Here is an 18,346-nt window from a genome sequence, read left to right on the forward strand (position 1 = left end):
ACATCGCTGTGTAACTGGAAGTGAACTTCGTGGTCACCAGTAGTACGCAGAACGCCGTTTGGCAGGCGAACTTCGCTTTTCGCGATTTTAACGCCAGCTGCAGTTACTGCATCAGCGATGTCACGAGTACCGATTGAACCGAACAGTTTACCTTCGTCACCAGCTTTAGAAGCTAAAGTTACAGAACCCAGTGCAGTAACAGCTGCTGCACGAGCCTGTGCTGCTGCCAGAACGTCAGCTAATTTAGCTTCCAGTTCAGCGCGGCGTGCTTCGAAGAATTCGATGTTTTTCTTAGTCGCAGGAACAGCTTTGCCCTGAGGAACTAAGAAGTTACGAGCATAGCCCGATTTAACGTTAACCTGATCACCCAGGCTACCTAGGTTAGCTACTTTATCAAGCAGAATAACTTGCATTACCTTATCCTCTATTAGTCGTTAATGGACTGTACCAATTACTGATGACGATCAGTATATGGTAACAGAGACAGGTAGCGAGCGCGCTTGATAGCACGAGCGAGCTGGCGTTGATATTTTGCACGAGTACCGGTGATACGGCTTGGTACAATTTTACCACTTTCAGTGATATAGTTTTTCAGCGTTGCGATATCTTTATAGTCGATCTCTTGAACGCCTTCCGCTGTGAAACGGCAGAACTTGCGACGACGGAAATAACGTGCCATATGGCTAGTCTCCAGAATCTATCAAATCAATCTGCTCGGCATGGAGGACTATCTTGCTGATCCCATTGCGCCCTTGATGGGTACTAATGAAACCGCTTACTGTAATCCAACTGCCGACCGTTAAACTGTGAGTATGAGCTTGTAAGGTTTGTCCGCTAACAATTATGGGCATTCTGCACCATGCTTGCCTTGACATTCCCGCTTCCTGTTGTTGTGAACGATGTTCTAAAACAAACTGGCAGTGAGGGATGCCTGACGGACTCACTTTTCGAATCAATGCTTTACAGACTGTGCCTGTCAGCACCAAACGATTAGTGGACACCTGCGCAATTACTCTTCAGAATCCCCAGTTTCTTCTACTTCTTCATCCTGATAATCATCAGAAAGGTCACGGCCACGACGTTCGTCTTTAGCTTTAACCATTGGAGAAGCTTCTGTTACTGCGTGTTTTAAGCGCATAACCATGCTGCGGATAACGGCATCGTTGAAGCGGAAGTTAGTTTCCAGCTCATCAATCACTTCCTGCGGCGCTTCAACGTTCAGCAGAACGTAGTGAGCTTTGTGCAGTTTGTTGATCGGATAAGCCAGCTGACGGCGGCCCCAGTCTTCCAGACGGTGAATCTGACCTTGCGCGTTAGTGATGGTAGCACTGTAACGCTCGATCATGCCCGGAACCTGTTCGCTTTGGTCAGGATGGACCATAAAAACGATTTCGTAATGACGCATTAGTAGTTGCTCCTTACGGATTATTAGCCTCCTGTCTGGGTTAACCGCGGCCCGCGGAGGCAAGGAACTTGTTGAGTGCGGCTAAAAAATTGACGCGTAACTATACCCATCCCTGAGATAAAACTCAAGAGATGGATGCAGTTTTACACAAATATTATTTTTCACCCGAAACAGGTAAGCGCTGGCGCACGGCTTCGAATAAGCAAACGCCTGTCGCTACTGACACATTCAGTGAAGAGACTGAGCCGGCCATCGGGATGCTGATTAATTCGTCGCAATGTTCGCGCGTTAAACGACGCATGCCCTCACCTTCAGCGCCCATGACTAATGCAACAGAGCCCGTCAGTTTGCTTTGGTATAAATTATGGTCTGCCTCACCCGCTGTGCCCACAATCCATACATTGTATTCTTGTAATAAGCGCAATGTTCTGGCCAGATTCGTTACACGGATCAGCGGCACATTTTCTGCGGCGCCACACGCTACTTTTTTCGCGGTTGCGTTCAATTGCGCCGATTTGTCTTTCGGTACAATCACTGCATGCACACCTGCGGCATCTGCGCTACGCAAGCAAGCACCTAAATTGTGCGGATCTGTCACGCCATCAAGGACGAGTAAGAATGGCGACGGGGTGCTTTCTAATAAGTCCGGTAAGTCACCTTCTTGATATTGCTTACCTGGTAAAACTTTCGCAATGATCCCTTGGTGAACCGCCCCTTCAGTTTGGCTATCCATCCACTGACGATTTGCAACTTGGACGACAACACCTAACGCTTCAATTTCATGCACAATCGGCATCAATCTGCGATCTTCGCGGCCTTTTAGGATATACACTTCTTTAATACGTTGCGGTGAACGCTCAAGCAAGGCTTTCACTGCGTGAATGCCGTAAATAATTTCGCTCATAACAGTCTTATGTTTTAGTCAAAATGAGAAAAGTGGCGTTCTTACGCCACTTTCGTTAATTAACAATGCATTACGCTAACAAAAAAGATTATCCCTCTTGTTTTGAGGATTTCTTCGCCACGCGTTTTGCTTTTATTTTTGCCGTAATTTTCTTGGTTTTATCGGAAGGTTTTTTTCCCTTTCCTTTACCTTTTGCATCGGGTTTTGTTTCGCTATTTTTCCCTTTTTTCTCGGAACGGCGAAATGCAGAATCTGGCTCGAAGTTTTTATCTTTGCTCCCTTGTGCTTTTCGACGTGCTGGGCGCGCTGCATTTTTCACTTCTTGCTTCATTTTGTCTCGTGCAGTTTTGCCCGGTGCTTTCGCTTTACGGGTAGTTGAAATTAATGCGAAATCAATGGTGCGTTCATCCATATGCACCGCTTCCACACGAATTTCCACTTCATCACCAAGGCGATAGGTCGTGCCTGATGATTCACCAATTAAGCGCTGGCCAACCGCATCATAACGATAGTAATCGTTATCAAGGGTAGAAATATGCACTAAACCGTCAATAAACAAATCATTAAGACGAACAAAGAAACCAAAACCGGTCACGCTAGTAATCAAGCCTTTAAAGACTTGTCCAACTTGGTCTTGCATAAAGTCACACTTCAACCAGTCAGCCACATCCCGCGTTGCTTCATCGGCGCGGCGTTCCGTCATCGAGCAGTGCTCGCCCAGTTGCAGCATGCTGTCCATGTCAGAATGCCAGCCGCCCGTTTCTGTCCAACGTTTATCTGAATGACCGTATTCTTTTGCCAACAGGTATTTAATACCACGATGTAGCGTTAAGTCAGGGTAACGACGGATTGGCGAGGTAAAGTGTGCGTATGATTTCAGCCCTAAACCAAAGTGACCACGGTTTTCAGGGTCATAAATCGCTTGTTTCATCGAACGCAAAATCATGGTTTGCAGTAATTCATGATCAGGGCGCTCTGCCACTTCATTCATGACTTGGGCATAATCTTTTGGCTCAGGCTTCATACCACCTGGCAATGTCAGTCCCAACTCACTGAAGACTGAACGTAAATTCATTACGCTTTCTTCTTTTGGACGGTCATGCACACGGTACAATGCAGGCTCTTCGTTTTTCTCAACAAACCTTGCCGCCGCAATGTTAGCTAAAATCATGCATTCTTCAATTAATTTGTGTGCATCATTTCGCTCGACAGGCTCAATGCTTTCAATACGGCGTTCAGCGTTAAAAATAAATTTCGCTTCTTCCGATTCAAAGGAAATCGCACCGCGCTCAATACGCGCCGCATCTAACGCTTTGTATAACTGATGTAAATGTTCAATGTGTGGAACCAGCGCTTTATAATGTTCACGCAGTTCTTCATCACCTTCCAAGATTTTCCATACTTTTGTATAGGTCAACCTTGCATGGGAATTCATCACTGCTTCATAGAATTTATATGAAGACAGCTTCCCTGAAGCCGATACCGTCATTTCGCACACCATACACAAGCGGTCTACCCCTGGGTTCAATGAGCAAAGGCCATTAGAAAGGACTTCTGGCAACATTGGTACGACTTGAGATGGAAAATACACTGAGTTACCGCGGCCGCGTGCCTCAGTATCCAGTGCTGTTTGTGGGCGCACATAATAACTCACATCCGCAATGGCAACCCATAAACGCCAGCCACCGCCTTTTTTCGGTGCGCAATGAACGGCATCATCAAAGTCACGGGCATCTTCACCATCGATAGTCACCAATGGCAAATCGCGTAAATCCATACGCCCTTTTTTCGCAGACTCTGGTACATGTTCACTTAAATCAGCAACTTGTTTTTCAACTTGCGGCGGCCAAGAGTGTGGAATTTCATGGGTACGTAAGGCAATTTCAACCGCCATACCGGTTCCCATGGTTTCCCCAAGCACTTCAATAATATTTCCCACCGCTTGAGAACGGCGCTGTGGACGAGTGACTAACTCAACAACCACGACGTTACCCATGCGAGCACCACAAATGCGGTCTTTCGGGATCAAGATATCAAAGCTAAGGCGACTATCATCTGGCACCACAAACCCCATGCCAGACTCAATAAAATAGCGACCCACTATTTGGTTATTTCTTGGCTCAAGTACGCGAACTACACGCACTTCAGTACGGCCTTTACGGTCTTGCCCATATGGCTGCGCTAAAATCACGTCGCCGTGCAGCGCACGTTTCATCTCATCTTGAGACAAATAATAATCTTCTTTTTTACCATCAACACGCAGGAAACCATAGCCATCACGATGGCCAATCACTTTCCCTTTTAATAAATCCAAACGCTCTGGTAATGCATAGCATTGGCGGCGTGTAAACACGAGTTGACCATCACGTTCCATAGCTCTTAATCGACGGCGTAATGCCTCTAATTCATCTTCCGTAGAAAGATTGAGTAACTGGGCGATTTCTTCGCGATTGGCTGGAGCAGTACGCTTCGAGATTAAGTCGAGAATGAATTCTCGGCTTGGAATTGGGGACTCGTATTTTTCTGCTTCTCTTTCCTGAAAAGGATCTTGTGACATCGTTACCTCCGTTGTCATCAGAATTCATAACCACTTCGAATATTAATCAAGCAGTAATTGATAGAGCGGGCTGTTATCTTTCACCATGTCCGCCAGCGTATATTGATCAAGTTCTTGTAAAAACTGCTGTATTGCTTGGTGTAGCACACCTTTTAAACGACACGCAGGTGTTATGTGGCAAAATTCACCACTACAATTAACAAGGGTTAGGGGTTCTAATGCTCTAACAACATCCCCTATACGAATTGATTCTGCTGGTTGCCCTAGTGTAATCCCGCCATTTTTGCCACGAGTGGCTTTTATATAACCTAAATGACTGAGCTGATTGATGATTTTAACCATGTGGTTACGCGAAACGCCATAAACGTCCGTCACCTCTGTAATACTGGTCATCTTCCCTTCACCCAGAGAAGCCAGATAAATAAGAGCTCGTAATCCATAGTCGGTAAAACTCGTCAGTTGCACAATCACCTCAAAATTTTGGCTTTTACTCATACGACCCAAAATAGGTTGGTCGAAAATTTTCTCACGTATTTTAAAATGCAAATAACCTAATTTGAACCTAAATTCCGCTAGGTTATGCACAAAATATAGCATGCAAATAAATTATGTGTTCATAAATACAGTTTAGCGTATTACGTATCGCAAATATGCATCTAATTGCACAGAATCTGCACACAAAAATGACTTAGTTCAATCATTATGGGGAATTTTGACTGTTTTATCAAAGAAGTTGCATCACGGAGGGAGGTAAAGCAGTAAAAAAACTGCGCCTGTGTTCGGCGCAGTCAGTGTTATTACTCAACGTCAAACGGGTCACGCAGGATCATTGTTTCTGAACGATCTGGACCGGTTGAAATAATATCAACTGGGATACCCGTTAAGTCTTCAACGCGTTTGATGTAGTCTAGAGCTGCTTGTGGCAGTAATTCTCTTTGCTTCACACCAAAAGTGGTTTCTTTCCAACCTGGCATTGATTCGTAAACTGGCTCTAAACCATCCCATTCATCCGCAGCTAAAGGCGTTGTTTCAAGCACTTTGCCATCTGGACGACGGTAGCCCACACAGATTTTCACTTCTTCTAAACCATCTAAAACATCCAGTTTAGTCATGCAGAAACCTGACAGTGAGTTGATTTGTACCGCGCGGTTGATTGCAACGATATCTAACCAACCAGTACGACGTTTACGACCTGTGGTAGCACCAAACTCTTGGCCTTTTTCACGCAGGAATTCACCCACTTCGTCAAACAGTTCAGTTGGGAATGGACCCGCACCAACACGTGTTGAGTAAGCTTTGATAATACCCAGTACGTAGTTAACATAACGCGGACCTAAACCAGAACCTGTTGCAACACCACCCGCAGTGGTATTTGAAGAGGTTACATACGGATAAGTACCGTGGTCGATGTCCAATAATGTGCCTTGTGCACCTTCAAACATCACGAATTCGTTGTTCTGGCTTGCTTTGTACAGCAGATCAGATACATCGATTACCATGCCAGTCAGGATATCGGCAACAGCCATGATATCGTCTAGCGTTTTTTGGTAATCAACAGCAGGTTCTTTATAGTAATTAACGAGTTGGAAGTTATGGTATTCGACGATTTCTTTTAATTTTTCTGCAAAAGTTGCTTTATCGAATAAATCACCAACACGTAAGCCACGACGAGCAACTTTGTCTTCGTAAGCAGGACCAATACCACGACCTGTTGTCCCGATAGCTTTGGAACCACGTGCTTTTTCACGCGCATTATCTAATGCAACATGATAAGGCAGGATCAGTGGACATGCCTCTGAAAGACGTAAACGTTCGCGAACAGGAACACCGCGGTCTTCCAATTCTTTCATCTCTTTCATTAATGCGTCTGGCGCAAGAACAACACCATTAGCAATGATGCTGATGACATTTTCACGAAGAATACCGGATGGAATTAAGTGGAGAACGGTTTTTTCACCGTTTACAACAAGCGTATGGCCAGCATTATGGCCGCCCTGATAGCGAACTACATATTTAGCGCGCTCTGTCAGCAAGTCGACGATCTTGCCCTTCCCTTCGTCACCCCATTGGGTGCCCAGTACGACAACGTTCTTACCCATTTCGAAATACACTCGGTTGCTTAAAAATGAATTCTACCATCAAAAATGAACTGTTCCAGTGATATTTTGGCATTGCTAAAATTTTTTTCTGGAAAGCAAGTTAAATGGTATTTTTATTTCTGCCGTAAACCCAAAATGAATGTAATCAGTTGAGCAGCTTAAATTTTCCCTGAAAAATCCTATACTTAAAACGACAGGCGAAAAAAAGCCCACCGAAGCGGGCTTTTCTTTAATAGATTAACAGTTATTTTGCTAGGTTGCACGCAACTTAGTCTGATTATTTATTAATCTGTTGCACGAAGCTTAGTTGGTGCTTTCATAAAGCGGAAGAAGTCAGTGTCTGGGCTTAATACCATTATGTCCTCACCACTCTTAAAGCTTTGCTCATAGGCACGCAAGCTACGAATAAACGCATAGAACTCAGGGTCTTGGTTGAATGCATCAGCAAACAGTTTTGTTGCCATCGCATCACCTTCACCTCGGTAAGTCAGTGCGGTACGCTCTGCTTCTGCCAGTGTTTCAGTTACAGTTTTATCTGCAACCGCACGAATTTTCGTAGCTTCTTCTTGGCCTTGTGAACGGTGCTGACGAGCAACCGCTTCACGCTCTGCACGCATACGTGCATAGATAGCTTCAGAAACTTCATTTGGCAGTTCAATACGTTTAATTCGTACGTCGACAACTTCGATACCTAACGCCGCCATACTGTTTGCATTCACAACCAGTGGTTTCAGATTAGTTTCTTCTTCAACACGTTTTGCAGCATCAGCAATCGCTGCATCCGCTTCTTTCGTTGCATCGTCAACTGCCGTACCTTTGTTCAAGGCATCACGCACATCAACAGTTAAACGACCACGTGAATCCGTGATGATGTCTTTAACGCTTAAACGACCAAACTCAGAACGTAAACGGTCACTAAACTTACGTTTTAACAGAGTTTCCGCTTGATATGGATTACCACCACCCGTTGCCACATAGTAGCGACTGAAGTCAGTAACACGCCATTTCAGGTAGGAGTCCACCATTAAGTCTTTGTTTTCGCTTGTCAGATAACGGTCAGCTTGGATTTCCAGTGTCTGAATACGTGCATCTAGCATCTTCACAGTTTCAATAAATGGAACTTTAAAATGCAGACCCGGCTCATAAATGATCGGTTTGTTTTCAGAATCACGCAGAACCTTACCAAAACGCAATACAATACCGCGGTCAGTTTGAGGAACAATAAAGATAGATGCGTATGCAACTGCCAAGATGGCAATAACGATAACAATTAGCGATTTACGCATGATTATTGTCTCCCTACTCTAACAGCATCACCACGAACAGCACTGTTTGGCTGTGCTGGCGTTGCAGCAGAAGATGACGAATTATTGCTTGGCGTCGCCATTCTTGCTGACGGATTAACTTTTGACGTTGAAGCCGCATCTGAATTTGTACCGCGCATGATTTGGTCAAGCGGCAGCACTAACATGCTGTTGCTCTTATCATTTGCAATCACTTTACGTGTATTACTTAACACACGTTCCATCGTATCGATGTAAAGACGCTCACGGGTAATTTCTGGTGCTGCACGGTATTCAGGTAACATTTTCGCAAAGCTTGCTACCTCACCCTCTGCTTTGAAGACCACACTCGCTTTATACGCTTCGGCTTCTTCAATCAGGCGTTGTGCGTTACCTTTTGCCAGTGGAAGAACTTCATTTCGGTAAGCATGTGCTTCACGAATGGTTTTTTGTTCTTCTTCCCTTGCTGAGATTACGTCATCGAATGCCGCTTTAACATCTTCAGGTGGACGCGCTGCTTGGAAGTTGACGTCCAGCAGTGTGATACCCATTTTGTATGGTGCGATTGTCGCTTCAAGCTCTTTTTGCGTCACATCACGGATAAAGGCTCGATTCGTAGTCAATACTTGCTCCATGGCGGATTGACCAATAACACCACGCACCGCACTATCCAACGCCTGACGCAGACTGTTGTCTGGGTTAGTCACGCTAAATAAGTATTGAGCAGGGTCTGTCACACGGTACTGAACGTTCATTTCAACGCGGATCACGTTTTCATCTGACGTCAACATCATGCCATTTGTTGCTTGTTCACGTACAGTTTCTACGTTGACAGGCACGACTCTATCAATGAATGTTGGTTTCCAGTTCAGGCCAGGTCCAACAACACCGCTGTATTCACCAAAACGTAACACTACGCCGCGGTCACTTTCTTTGATGGTGTAGAAACCTGAACCTGCCCAGACAACTACAATCGCAGCAAGGGCTAGCATACCCAAACGGCCGCTGATTTGTGAAGGCTGTTTATTCTCGCCATCACCACCGCCACCGCCTTTATTTCCGCCCAGCTTGCTACCTATTTTACGAAAGAGATCGTCGAGATCATAAGCCCCACGTTTTCGACCACCTTTGTTCCCGCCAGAGTTGCCGCCTTTATTGCCGCTTCCCCACGGATCGCGGTCTTGTCCGTCATTACCGGGCTGATTCCACGCCATGTTTTAGCTCCATTCTTTATGATTGATTTTCAGGGCTAAGAGCTCCACTCAACGCACTAAAAGCATGCTGAGTTTGTGTGTCTCTTAATATCAATTCCATTGCCTAACGACGTTGTTAAACCACGTAGTCAGGTAATTGCTGCTCTTGTTTGCACAAACGTCGCCAATCCACCATTGGCATACGCACCTCAAGGCCGATTGAGCCGTCATCTTCCAACCATTCACGTTCGATTGATTGGAGTTGATAAAAACGGCTACGCAAACGACCTTCGTTTGGTGGTAAACGCAATTCATAATGTGCGATTTCACCAGAAAGACGTTCCGTTAATGCTTGTAACAGCAATGGGATACCTTCACCTGTTTGCGCTGAAACCCAAACGCGAACGGGCTTGTTATCCTCATCTCTGTCAATACGCGGGACAAAATCTTCCAGCATATCAACTTTGTTCATCACTAAAAGTGCTGGTATTTCATCCGCTTCGATTTCTTCCAACACGCTTTCAACCGCATGGATATTTTCATCCAAGCGAGCATCTGCTGCATCGATAACGTGCAGCAATAACGTCGCTTCACGTGTTTCTTGCAGGGTTGCTTTAAATGCCGCAACCAAATCATGTGGTAAGTGGCGGATAAAACCCACGGTATCAGCTAAAACGACAACACCGACATCCTCAACATTAATACGGCGAAGCGTTGGGTCAAGTGTCGCAAATAGCTGATCTGCAGCATAAACATCCGCAGACGTCATACGGTTAAATAAACTCGATTTACCCGCATTGGTGTAACCCACAAGCGAAATTGTCGGAATATCCGCTTTATTTCTCGCTTGGCGCCCTTGTTCACGCTGTTTTTCTACTCGGCTAAGACGCGATAAAATCTGTTTGATTTTATCCCTTAATAACCGACGGTCTGTTTCAAGCTGAGTTTCACCAGGACCACGTAAACCAATCCCGCCTTTTTGGCGCTCAAGGTGTGTCCATCCTCTCACTAAGCGAGTGGATAAATGACGTAACTGTGCCAATTCAACTTGAAGTTTACCTTCATGCGTACGCGCACGTTGAGCAAATATATCTAAAATCACCCCTGTACGGTCAACCACCTTACATTGGCAAATCCTTTCGAGATTACGTTCTTGAGCAGGGCTTAGCGTGTGATTAAACAACACCACATCTGCGCCACTTTCCTCAACGGCTTGGGCTATCTCTTCAGCTTTTCCTTCCCCCACAAAAAACTTTGGGTGAGGTGCTTTACGACTGCCTGTGACTATCTGTACGGGTTTTACCCCAGCAGACGTCACGAGTGACTCAAACTCTGCCAGATTATCAACGTCTTTTTCTTGAGAAAAAAAGACATGGACTAACACAGCAAGTTCACCGCCTTCATACCTATCAAACAAGGTGCAACCTCTTAGGCTAAACAATAATTGCAAAGGAAAAACACAGGTACAGTCTCCCTACCCATGCTTTCCTTGTCTTTTAGCGTACAAACTTATTCAGTCACTTCGCCATCCTGCGATGCAGGTGCACCTGAATGGTAATTACCATTACCTGTGCTACCACCTGTTGTACCACTGTGGTGAGAAACAGGACGTGCAGGGACGACAGTAGAGATAGCGTGTTTATAAACCATCTGGCTAACTGTGTTTTTCAATAAAATGACAAATTGGTCAAAAGATTCAATTTGCCCCTGCAATTTGATGCCATTAACGAGATAAATAGAGACCGGAACCCTTTCACGACGTAATGCGTTCAGGAACGGATCTTGCAAAGATTGCCCCTTAGCCATTCTATGTTTTCCTTATTTTGTTGTTTTTAAAAGAGAATCTTTATGATTCCAAAAAGTAACTACTCAAAAATTGCGCTTAACGTTCTAATTGTACACAAACATCAGTCCTATGCACGTACTACCTGCATAACTGTGTCAAGCGCCTGCTGAGGTTGCTCACTATCTAACCAGCGAACATTATCCCAGCTTCTTAACCAGGTAATCTGGCGTTTTGCCAATTGGCGTGTTGCACAAATTCCCCGATAAACCATTTCATCATGGCTAATTTCGCCGTCCAAGTATGACCACATTTGCCGATAACCCACACAACGAATGGCGGGAAGATCAACATGTAAATCACCTCGGTGGTAAAGAGCACGGACTTCCTCTTCAAAACCGGCGTCTATCATCAGATGAAAGCGTTGTTCTATGCGTTCATGTAAAATTTTACGATCTTGTGGCGCAATAGCAAACTGAAACACATTATAAGGCAATTCTTCCCCAGCTGTTTGTGTCATTTCAGTCAAAGTTTGTCCTGAAATGAGATATACCTCTAAAGCACGGGATAATCTTTGTGGATCATTAGGGTGGATCCTCTCCGCGGCAACAGGGTCGACCTCAGCTAAACGGCGATGAATTTCACTCCATCCGTGTTCTTGCGCTATCTGTTCTATTTGGCTACGCACTGCTTCATTCGCTGAGGGCAACGGTGAAAGCCCTTCTAACAATGCTTTGAAATACAGCATGGTGCCGCCAACAAGTAACGGTATTTTACCCTGAGCGGTGATCTCACTCATTACTTTTAATGCGTCACGGCGAAAATCAGCAGCGGAATACGGCAGAGATGGGTCGAGAATATCAATCAAACGATGAGGGGCTTGGCTGAGTTCCTCGGCTGTTGGTTTTGCTGTACCAATATCCATTCCACGGTAAATTAACGCCGAATCGACACTAATAATTTCCACAGGCAAATGCTTGCGAAGTTCTATCGCTAAAGCGGTTTTACCTGAGGCAGTCGGACCCATTAGGAATATTGCATCAGGTTTTTTCTGAGTTACTAAATCACTCATTTGTTAGTGTAGCTACCACGGATTGTAAATTAATTAATTGTAATAATGTTGGTGGGGGATTTTTTACCCACTGCGGACAAATCCGCTCAACATCAGCCAGTAACTGAACAGCCTGTGCTAAACTCCAACTTTCTTCTGTTTTCACCTGTGAAACCGCCTTGGCTAACCATTGTGCGATATCTTGTTGTGTGATGCTTTCTTTTGTCGATAAAAAACCGATCAAATCCGAAAAAAGTTGTGATAAATTTTGTGTTCTTAATGGTAACGATACCGTATGAATTGTTACTTTTCCATGAAATATCGTGGCTTCGATACCAAATATTGCCAATTGTTCCTTGTGCCGCTGTAAAACCTCTATTTCATCGTTTTTAAGTGACAATTTTAGCGGTATCAAAAGCGGTTGTGGCTTGAGGTTTTCACCCTCTGGCGACAATTGCGCTAATTTCAATAAATAATTAGCTTCCGTTAAGGATAACAGGATTAGCCCCAACGAAGACTCAATTAATGCAAAGTTTTTTGAGTAAATTGTCAATACTTTACCAAAAAGGTAGTTATCCGCATTTTTTGCCACAGGTTGAGAAGAAACTTGAACCGTATCCACAGCTTGGCGTTCAGGAAAAAGCGGTTTTTTATCTTCCTCAGCGACAGGGATAGACATCAAACTTTGGTAAAGGTCTCCCGCTTTTTTATCGTAGTTGGCGCCATAATTTTTTGGCTCTGCATTTCCGACAAATTGTGATGCGGGTTTCGGCTGGGGAAAACTCGATGTCGCCGTGCTTACAGACTTATAAGCAGTCTGCGGTTCACTAGCGGTTCTCTCAGTCTGTGACGATGATTCGGTATAATGTGGTTTCGAAGTCGGCGTTGGGGATGAAAAATAATTATCCCCCGCTGAAGACCGGTTTTCTAGCTCTGTGCTTGCAGGCTCTATCCCTGGTAATTCACCTATTGATGCCGCTTCAAGGAGCACTGTACGTACCGCTTGATAAATAAAGTCATGCACTAAGCGTGCTTGGTGAAAGCGCACTTCATGTTTTGCAGGATGGACGTTTACATCCACTTGTTTTGGGTCGATGGTCAAATACAATACATAAGCAGGCTGTTGATTTTCTTCTAAATAACCTTCAAATGCTTGGCGAATCGCATGGTTAATTAGCCGGTCACGCATCATCCGTCCATTCACATAGCAATATTGTGTTTCGCTCACAGGGGTATTTGATGGTGAAACTACCCAGCCTTTAATTGTGAGGTCACTATGCTCCCAAGCCAATGCCAATGCGCCTTGCATAAACCCCGTACCGCAAATCGCCCCAAGTCGCCTTTCTTGTTGAATTTCATCATGGGCAGCACGGTACTGTTTTACCAGTTTTCCGTTATGAGTCAAATTGATAGCAACATCAGGGCGTGATAATGCAATGCGACGCACCACTTCATCAATATGACCAAATTCGGTTTTTTCGGTACGCATAAATTTGCGGCGCGCAGGGGTGTTATAGAATAAATCGAGCACTTCAACCGTCGTGCCATTGGGGTGTGCAGCAGGCTTTACCGTCACTTCCATATCCCGCCCTTCAGCGTAGGATTGCCACGCTTCGGTTTGGTCAGCAGGTTTTGACGTCAAGGTTAGCCGCGAAACTGAGCTAATACTCGCTAGTGCTTCTCCACGAAAGCCCATGCTCATAATAGCTTCAAGGTCATCGAGTGTCGCAATCTTACTGGTCGCATGGCGCGCAAGGGCAAGGATCAATTCGTCTTTGTTGATCCCACAGCCATTATCACGAATACGGATCAGTTTCTCTCCACCACGCTCAATATCAATATCAATGCGTGTTGCCTTGGCATCAAGGCTGTTCTCAACCAGCTCTTTTACGACAGATGCAGGCCTTTCGACCACCTCACCCGCCGCAATTTGGTTTGCTAATTGAGGAGAGAGAATATGTATTGCCATCGCTCAATTCCTTATTTAGGTGCAGCTTGAATCGGATTCGCAAGAAAATATTGGCGCAATCCTAAGTGAATGGCCTCAGCCACTGCATCTTGGTATTCATTGGATTTGAGCAGTTGCTCTTCCGCTGCATTACTGATGAAGCCTGTTTCAACCAAGATTGACGGAATATCGGGAGAACGCAGAACCCCAAGGCTGGCATGCTCTGGCGTTTTTTTATGGATATTACCCACTTTTCTCAATTGCTGAATAACTTGAACAGCGACATCATAGCCCACGCGCTGAGAGTGGCCGAACTGCAAATCCAATACTGCTTGGCTTAAATACGGATCTGCACCACTGAGCGCATCCCCTGCACCGCCTAATAATTCAGATTGTTTTTCACGTTGTTCTAACCAGCTACCTAACTCACTATTTGCACGACGGTTTGATAGCACCCAAACAGAGGCTCCGCGTGCGCTGCTATTCGGTGCAGAGTCTGCATGGATGGACACCAACATATTTGCACCTTTTTTACGTGCAACTTCGGAGCGCCCTCCAACAGAAATAAAGTAGTCGCCATCACGAGTCATCGCAGGTTTGAACATCGGGTCTGCATCAAGGCGTTGATAGAGTTTTTTTGCAACACTCAAAGTGACATCTTTCTCTTTATAGCCATTTTTCCCAATCGCACCGGGATCTTTACCCCCATGCCCTGCATCAATAGCGATCACCACCTGTTTGCTGCCTTTTGGCATGCTCTTGTATTTTACTGGCGCAGGCGTTGAAACAGGCGCTGACGCTGGGTTATTCATTTTTAACGGCTTGTCCTGTGTGTTATTCACTACAGGAGCAACATTATTATTGGAGCGATTAAATGAGGCTGAACGGGTTGAATTACCTGTTGAAATCGTCAGAACTAATTGGTATTCACCACCCACGTGCTTTAGAACAGCTTTCGTTTTTGCGGCGCGAGATAACTCCATCACCAGACGTTTATGTTGGTTGTCCGAAGGTTGGCTTGAACGCACGACTTTTACCAAATCCCCTGCAGGCACTTTTAGTGGCAAGCCAAGGATGTCACCCCGTTGTTTAACGTCAACAACCAGTCGCTCAGGTGAATGCAATGGGAAATAAGAGTAATCAGGCTTACCGTCAATAAAGCTTAGTGTGACCTCAGCTTGTGATGGGCTATTATTCACTTGAATATTAGACAGCGTTGCGGCTTGTGCTTGCATAGCAAAAAGCCATGCGAATGAAAGCATAAAAAGGACAAAAGCTGCCGAAAAACCTTTTCTTGTTATTCTGTGCATTGATGCATTCAACATGAGCAATAAGTTCCTTAGAATTGGGGTAATGCTTCTAACAACGACTCCCCATTTGCAGACAAAGCAACAATGTGAGCCTGACGCCCTTCATCTTGATATGTGAGATGGAGCTCAAGATCTGCTTCGGGTAAAAAACCTTTACCTTGCTGCGGCCATTCAACCAAGCAGATCGAATTTTCAGAAAAATAGTCGCGAATTCCCATAAATTCAAGTTCTTCAGGGTCTGCTAAGCGATAAAGATCGAAGTGAAAAACATGGCGATCCGCTAATTCATAAGGCTCAACCAGTGTATAGGTTGGGCTCTTCACATGGCCTTGATGACCCAGTGCTTGTAAGAAACCTCGGCTAAACGTGGTTTTTCCTGCACCAAGGTCGCCATATAGGTGAATGACTGCGCCTTGGTGGCAAGCACCCGCGAGTGTGCGACCAAGTGCAACAGTTTGTGCTTCATCCGCAAGTTGTATTGTACGTTCTTTCATAGTGTTCTTTTGTGGCATTTTTGATGGGCTGTGTCGCCAATTTATCGTCTCATGACTGCTACCAGTGTACGATAGGAAACCTATTTTCAGTTCCTTCAAATATCATTCACTATATTAACCTAAGCGCCGTCATTTTTCTTAATTAACATTGCTGGAACGATCAGTTCAGAAATATCTTATAATAGATCTGAACACTTAAAGGCACTCTTTTCATTCATTTTGAGAAAAAGAGCTTCCATGATAGAGTGCCAGCCGTTTTATTTTACCGTGACAGGATCTGATGGCTGCACTTCTTGATCTCAACCTTCTCGCTCAACTGATCAAACAATGGGGCATTGAAGCAGGCTTCCAACAAGTTGGGATCTGCGATACTGACCTGTCCGCGGAAGAACCCAAACTGCAAGCATGGCTCGACAAGCAATACCACGGTGAAATGGAATGGATGAACCGCCACGGAATGATGCGGGCACGTCCCCATGAGCTCCATCCCGGCACTTTACGGGCCATCAGTGTTCGCATGAATTATTTGCCAGCCAAAGCGGCTTTTGCCAGCACACTGAATAACCCTGAGCTCGGGTATGTTAGCCGCTATGCCCTTGGTCGCGACTATCATAAGCTATTAAAAAAGCGCTTAAAAGCCCTTGCAGATCGTATTTTAGCTTACTGCCGTGAATTTGATGGGGCGCTCCTTGCGGATGGTACAACCGTTGAGGATCTCAACTTTCGTCCATTTGTTGATTCTGCCCCTATCTTAGAACGGCCTATTGCCGTTAAAGCAGGTTTAGGCTGGACCGGAAAACACTCATTAGTCTTGAATCGTGAAGCGGGCTCGTGGTTTTTCCTTGGTGAACTGCTGATTAACCTACCTGTTCCTGTCGATAAACCCATTGAAGATGACTGCGGCCGCTGCGTTGCATGTATGACAACCTGCCCAACAGGCGCCATTGTTGAGCCTTATACTGTTGATGCAAGACGCTGTATTTCCTACTTAACAATTGAACTTGATAGCGCGATACCAGAAGAATTCCGCCCATTAATGGGAAATCGAATTTATGGTTGTGATGATTGCCAGTTAATTTGCCCCTGGAACCGTTTTTCACAGCTGACTGACGAAGACGATTTTAGCCCAAGGCAAGCGCTGCATACGCCAGAGCTTCTTGAATTATTTGCGTGGGATGAAGACAGGTTTTTGAAGATAACCGAAGGTTCTGCAATCCGCCGTATTGGCTATATTAAATGGTTAAGAAACATCAGTGTTGCACTGGGCAATGCACCTTATCAAGATAGCATCGTACTTGCGTTACAAAACAGGTTAGGGATCAACGAAATGTTAGACGAACACTTTCATTGGTCTATACAACAACAGCTTAGCCGACGCCTTGAGAACCACGTGACAATTCAAACTTCACAACAAAAACGCCTTGTACGCGCCATTACTAAAGGTTTACCTCGCGACGCCTAAAAAAAGGCCTGCTATATAACTGAAATCTATAATTGTCAAATCGATGTGAATAAAATAAAAAATTGCTTTGCAGACAACAGGTAAAGAATTTGCAAGTTGTGCTTAGCACATTTTCAAAAAATAAATTCATCAACTATAAATCAATGAGTTAGAGATAAGCGTTCTGACTATCTTTGCTAGATAGTACAAAAAAAAACAGTGGGATTAGCCTGTGGATAACTCTGTGCAATAAGTTATTTCAAATTGGCATATAGATGTGTACCAACCCAATAGACTGTGGATAACTTTTTGATGCTGAATTGTGAAGAAAAACGCTGATTTTACGTTAACTAATCGAAAAAAAGTTGTCAAAAGATCAGGTTAAAATAGAAATCTGACTGAGTTAAATAAAAAACACATTTTTGTTTATTATTTAAACATTACTCTTGAGGCGATAAATACCTTTCGAGTGCCCTATTGGTAAGGGGTGGCTATTCTATGGCGACCCGAAGTCGAATGCAAGTAAAAATCTAAATTAGATCCAAGAAAGATCAGCGAAGGCACGTGGATCCTAGCTTCACAAAGGCACAGACAATAAGATCACGCACAAAAAACCGTTAGATGAAATAAGTAATTTCACTTAGCGTTTTAGTCGTATAATATCGTTTGAATTGAAGTTATAAAGATAAAACTGAGATGATGAAAACAAGATATTGGAGCGGGAAACGAGACTCGAACTCGCGACCCCGACCTTGGCAAGGTCGTGCTCTACCAACTGAGCTATTCCCGCATTTGGTGGGTACTGCAATTTGACTAAAACACTAAGAAAGCTTGGAGCGGGAAACGAGACTCGAACTCGCGACCCCGACCTTGGCAAG

Annotated in this window: 17 protein-coding genes and 1 tRNA gene; 1 reads left to right on the forward strand and 17 read right to left on the reverse strand. The window is 44.7% G+C overall.

Annotated features, from left to right (window positions below):
* The 16 genes from rplI to tsaE form a co-directional block, all read right to left on the reverse strand.
* Positions 1-413 (reverse strand): 50S ribosomal protein L9 (gene rplI / locus ABWP91_RS19675; RefSeq protein WP_353244679.1); only part of this gene is annotated, 413 nt, incomplete at its 3' end.
* Positions 414-451: 38 nt separating this feature from the next.
* The gene (gene rpsR / locus ABWP91_RS19680) at positions 452-679 is read right to left on the reverse strand and encodes a 30S ribosomal protein S18 (RefSeq protein ID WP_000135199.1); all 228 of its coding nucleotides are present in this window, start codon (positions 677-679) and stop codon (positions 452-454) included.
* A 4-nt stretch (positions 680-683) separates the two neighbouring features.
* Positions 684-1,001 (reverse strand): primosomal replication protein N, encoded by a 318-nt coding sequence (gene priB / locus ABWP91_RS19685; RefSeq protein ID WP_353244680.1) that lies wholly within the window; start codon positions 999-1,001, stop codon positions 684-686.
* Between the two features lie 8 nt (positions 1,002-1,009).
* Positions 1,010-1,405, reverse strand: a complete 396-nt coding sequence (rpsF, locus tag ABWP91_RS19690; protein WP_353244681.1) for a 30S ribosomal protein S6 — start codon at positions 1,403-1,405, stop codon at positions 1,010-1,012.
* A 154-nt stretch (positions 1,406-1,559) separates the two neighbouring features.
* Positions 1,560-2,309, reverse strand: coding sequence for a 23S rRNA (guanosine(2251)-2'-O)-methyltransferase RlmB (gene rlmB, locus ABWP91_RS19695; protein WP_219244915.1), 750 nt, complete (start codon positions 2,307-2,309; stop codon positions 1,560-1,562).
* Positions 2,310-2,397: 88 nt separating this feature from the next.
* Positions 2,398-4,866: a ribonuclease R gene (gene rnr, locus ABWP91_RS19700; protein WP_353244682.1), complete on the reverse strand. Its 2,469-nt coding sequence runs from the start codon at positions 4,864-4,866 to the stop codon at positions 2,398-2,400.
* A 42-nt stretch (positions 4,867-4,908) separates the two neighbouring features.
* Positions 4,909-5,331 (reverse strand): nitric oxide-sensing transcriptional repressor NsrR, encoded by a 423-nt coding sequence (gene nsrR / locus ABWP91_RS19705; RefSeq protein WP_219244917.1) that lies wholly within the window; start codon positions 5,329-5,331, stop codon positions 4,909-4,911.
* Between the two features lie 332 nt (positions 5,332-5,663).
* Positions 5,664-6,965 (reverse strand): adenylosuccinate synthase, encoded by a 1,302-nt coding sequence (locus ABWP91_RS19710; protein WP_353244683.1) that lies wholly within the window; start codon positions 6,963-6,965, stop codon positions 5,664-5,666.
* 284 nt (positions 6,966-7,249) lie between these two features.
* Complete coding sequence (gene hflC / locus ABWP91_RS19715) at positions 7,250-8,251, reverse strand: protease modulator HflC (protein WP_219244919.1); 1,002 nt, start codon at positions 8,249-8,251, stop codon at positions 7,250-7,252.
* 2 nt (positions 8,252-8,253) lie between these two features.
* Entirely contained in the window at positions 8,254-9,462 is a 1,209-nt protein-coding gene (gene hflK, locus ABWP91_RS19720) for an FtsH protease activity modulator HflK (RefSeq protein ID WP_353244684.1), read from the reverse strand.
* A 115-nt stretch (positions 9,463-9,577) separates the two neighbouring features.
* Positions 9,578-10,858: a ribosome rescue GTPase HflX gene (gene hflX, locus ABWP91_RS19725; RefSeq protein ID WP_353244685.1), complete on the reverse strand. Its 1,281-nt coding sequence runs from the start codon at positions 10,856-10,858 to the stop codon at positions 9,578-9,580.
* A 92-nt stretch (positions 10,859-10,950) separates the two neighbouring features.
* Positions 10,951-11,247, reverse strand: coding sequence for an RNA chaperone Hfq (gene hfq / locus ABWP91_RS19730; protein WP_353244686.1), 297 nt, complete (start codon positions 11,245-11,247; stop codon positions 10,951-10,953).
* 107 nt (positions 11,248-11,354) lie between these two features.
* Positions 11,355-12,296, reverse strand: coding sequence for a tRNA (adenosine(37)-N6)-dimethylallyltransferase MiaA (miaA, locus tag ABWP91_RS19735; protein WP_353244687.1), 942 nt, complete (start codon positions 12,294-12,296; stop codon positions 11,355-11,357).
* Positions 12,289-14,244, reverse strand: coding sequence for a DNA mismatch repair endonuclease MutL (gene mutL, locus ABWP91_RS19740; protein WP_353244688.1), 1,956 nt, complete (start codon positions 14,242-14,244; stop codon positions 12,289-12,291). The genes miaA and mutL overlap by 8 nt, the downstream gene beginning before the upstream one ends.
* Before the next feature lie 11 nt (positions 14,245-14,255).
* Entirely contained in the window at positions 14,256-15,548 is a 1,293-nt protein-coding gene (gene amiB, locus ABWP91_RS19745) for an N-acetylmuramoyl-L-alanine amidase AmiB (protein WP_353244689.1), read from the reverse strand.
* A gap of 14 nt (positions 15,549-15,562) precedes the next feature.
* On the reverse strand, positions 15,563-16,027 hold the full coding sequence (gene tsaE, locus ABWP91_RS19750; protein WP_353244690.1) for a tRNA (adenosine(37)-N6)-threonylcarbamoyltransferase complex ATPase subunit type 1 TsaE: 465 nt from the start codon (positions 16,025-16,027) through the stop codon (positions 15,563-15,565).
* A 280-nt stretch (positions 16,028-16,307) separates the two neighbouring features.
* On the opposite strand from tsaE, the gene queG reads away from it, so the two are divergent.
* A complete protein-coding gene (gene queG, locus ABWP91_RS19755; protein WP_353244691.1) occupies positions 16,308-17,489 on the forward strand; it encodes a tRNA epoxyqueuosine(34) reductase QueG in 1,182 nt (393 codons plus the stop codon).
* A gap of 693 nt (positions 17,490-18,182) precedes the next feature.
* Here queG and ABWP91_RS19760 read toward each other — a convergent pair.
* Positions 18,183-18,258 (reverse strand) — tRNA-Gly (locus ABWP91_RS19760).
* Positions 18,259-18,346: the final 88 nt, after the last annotated feature.

Source organism: Providencia sp., assembly GCF_040396775.1.
In the GTDB taxonomy this organism is placed as follows: domain Bacteria; phylum Pseudomonadota; class Gammaproteobacteria; order Enterobacterales; family Enterobacteriaceae; genus Providencia.

Excerpts from the sequence above, each read along its gene's own strand:
- amiB (WP_353244689.1), bottom strand. The coding sequence starts at position 15,548 with ATGTTGAATGCATCAATGCACAGAATAACAAGAAAAGGTTTTTCGGCA.
- rpsF (WP_353244681.1), bottom strand. The coding sequence starts at position 1,405 with ATGCGTCATTACGAAATCGTTTTTATGGTCCATCCTGACCAAAGCGAA.
- mutL (WP_353244688.1), bottom strand. The coding sequence starts at position 14,244 with ATGGCAATACATATTCTCTCTCCTCAATTAGCAAACCAAATTGCGGCG.
- tsaE (WP_353244690.1), bottom strand. The coding sequence starts at position 16,027 with ATGAAAGAACGTACAATACAACTTGCGGATGAAGCACAAACTGTTGCA.
- hflC (WP_219244919.1), bottom strand. The coding sequence starts at position 8,251 with ATGCGTAAATCGCTAATTGTTATCGTTATTGCCATCTTGGCAGTTGCA.
- miaA (WP_353244687.1), bottom strand. The coding sequence starts at position 12,296 with ATGAGTGATTTAGTAACTCAGAAAAAACCTGATGCAATATTCCTAATG.
- hflK (WP_353244684.1), bottom strand. The coding sequence starts at position 9,462 with ATGGCGTGGAATCAGCCCGGTAATGACGGACAAGACCGCGATCCGTGG.
- rpsR (WP_000135199.1), bottom strand. The coding sequence starts at position 679 with ATGGCACGTTATTTCCGTCGTCGCAAGTTCTGCCGTTTCACAGCGGAA.
- rlmB (WP_219244915.1), bottom strand. The coding sequence starts at position 2,309 with ATGAGCGAAATTATTTACGGCATTCACGCAGTGAAAGCCTTGCTTGAG.
- hfq (WP_353244686.1), bottom strand. The coding sequence starts at position 11,247 with ATGGCTAAGGGGCAATCTTTGCAAGATCCGTTCCTGAACGCATTACGT.
- queG (WP_353244691.1), top strand. The coding sequence starts at position 16,308 with ATGGCTGCACTTCTTGATCTCAACCTTCTCGCTCAACTGATCAAACAA.
- rnr (WP_353244682.1), bottom strand. The coding sequence starts at position 4,866 with ATGTCACAAGATCCTTTTCAGGAAAGAGAAGCAGAAAAATACGAGTCC.
- ABWP91_RS19710 (WP_353244683.1), bottom strand. The coding sequence starts at position 6,965 with ATGGGTAAGAACGTTGTCGTACTGGGCACCCAATGGGGTGACGAAGGG.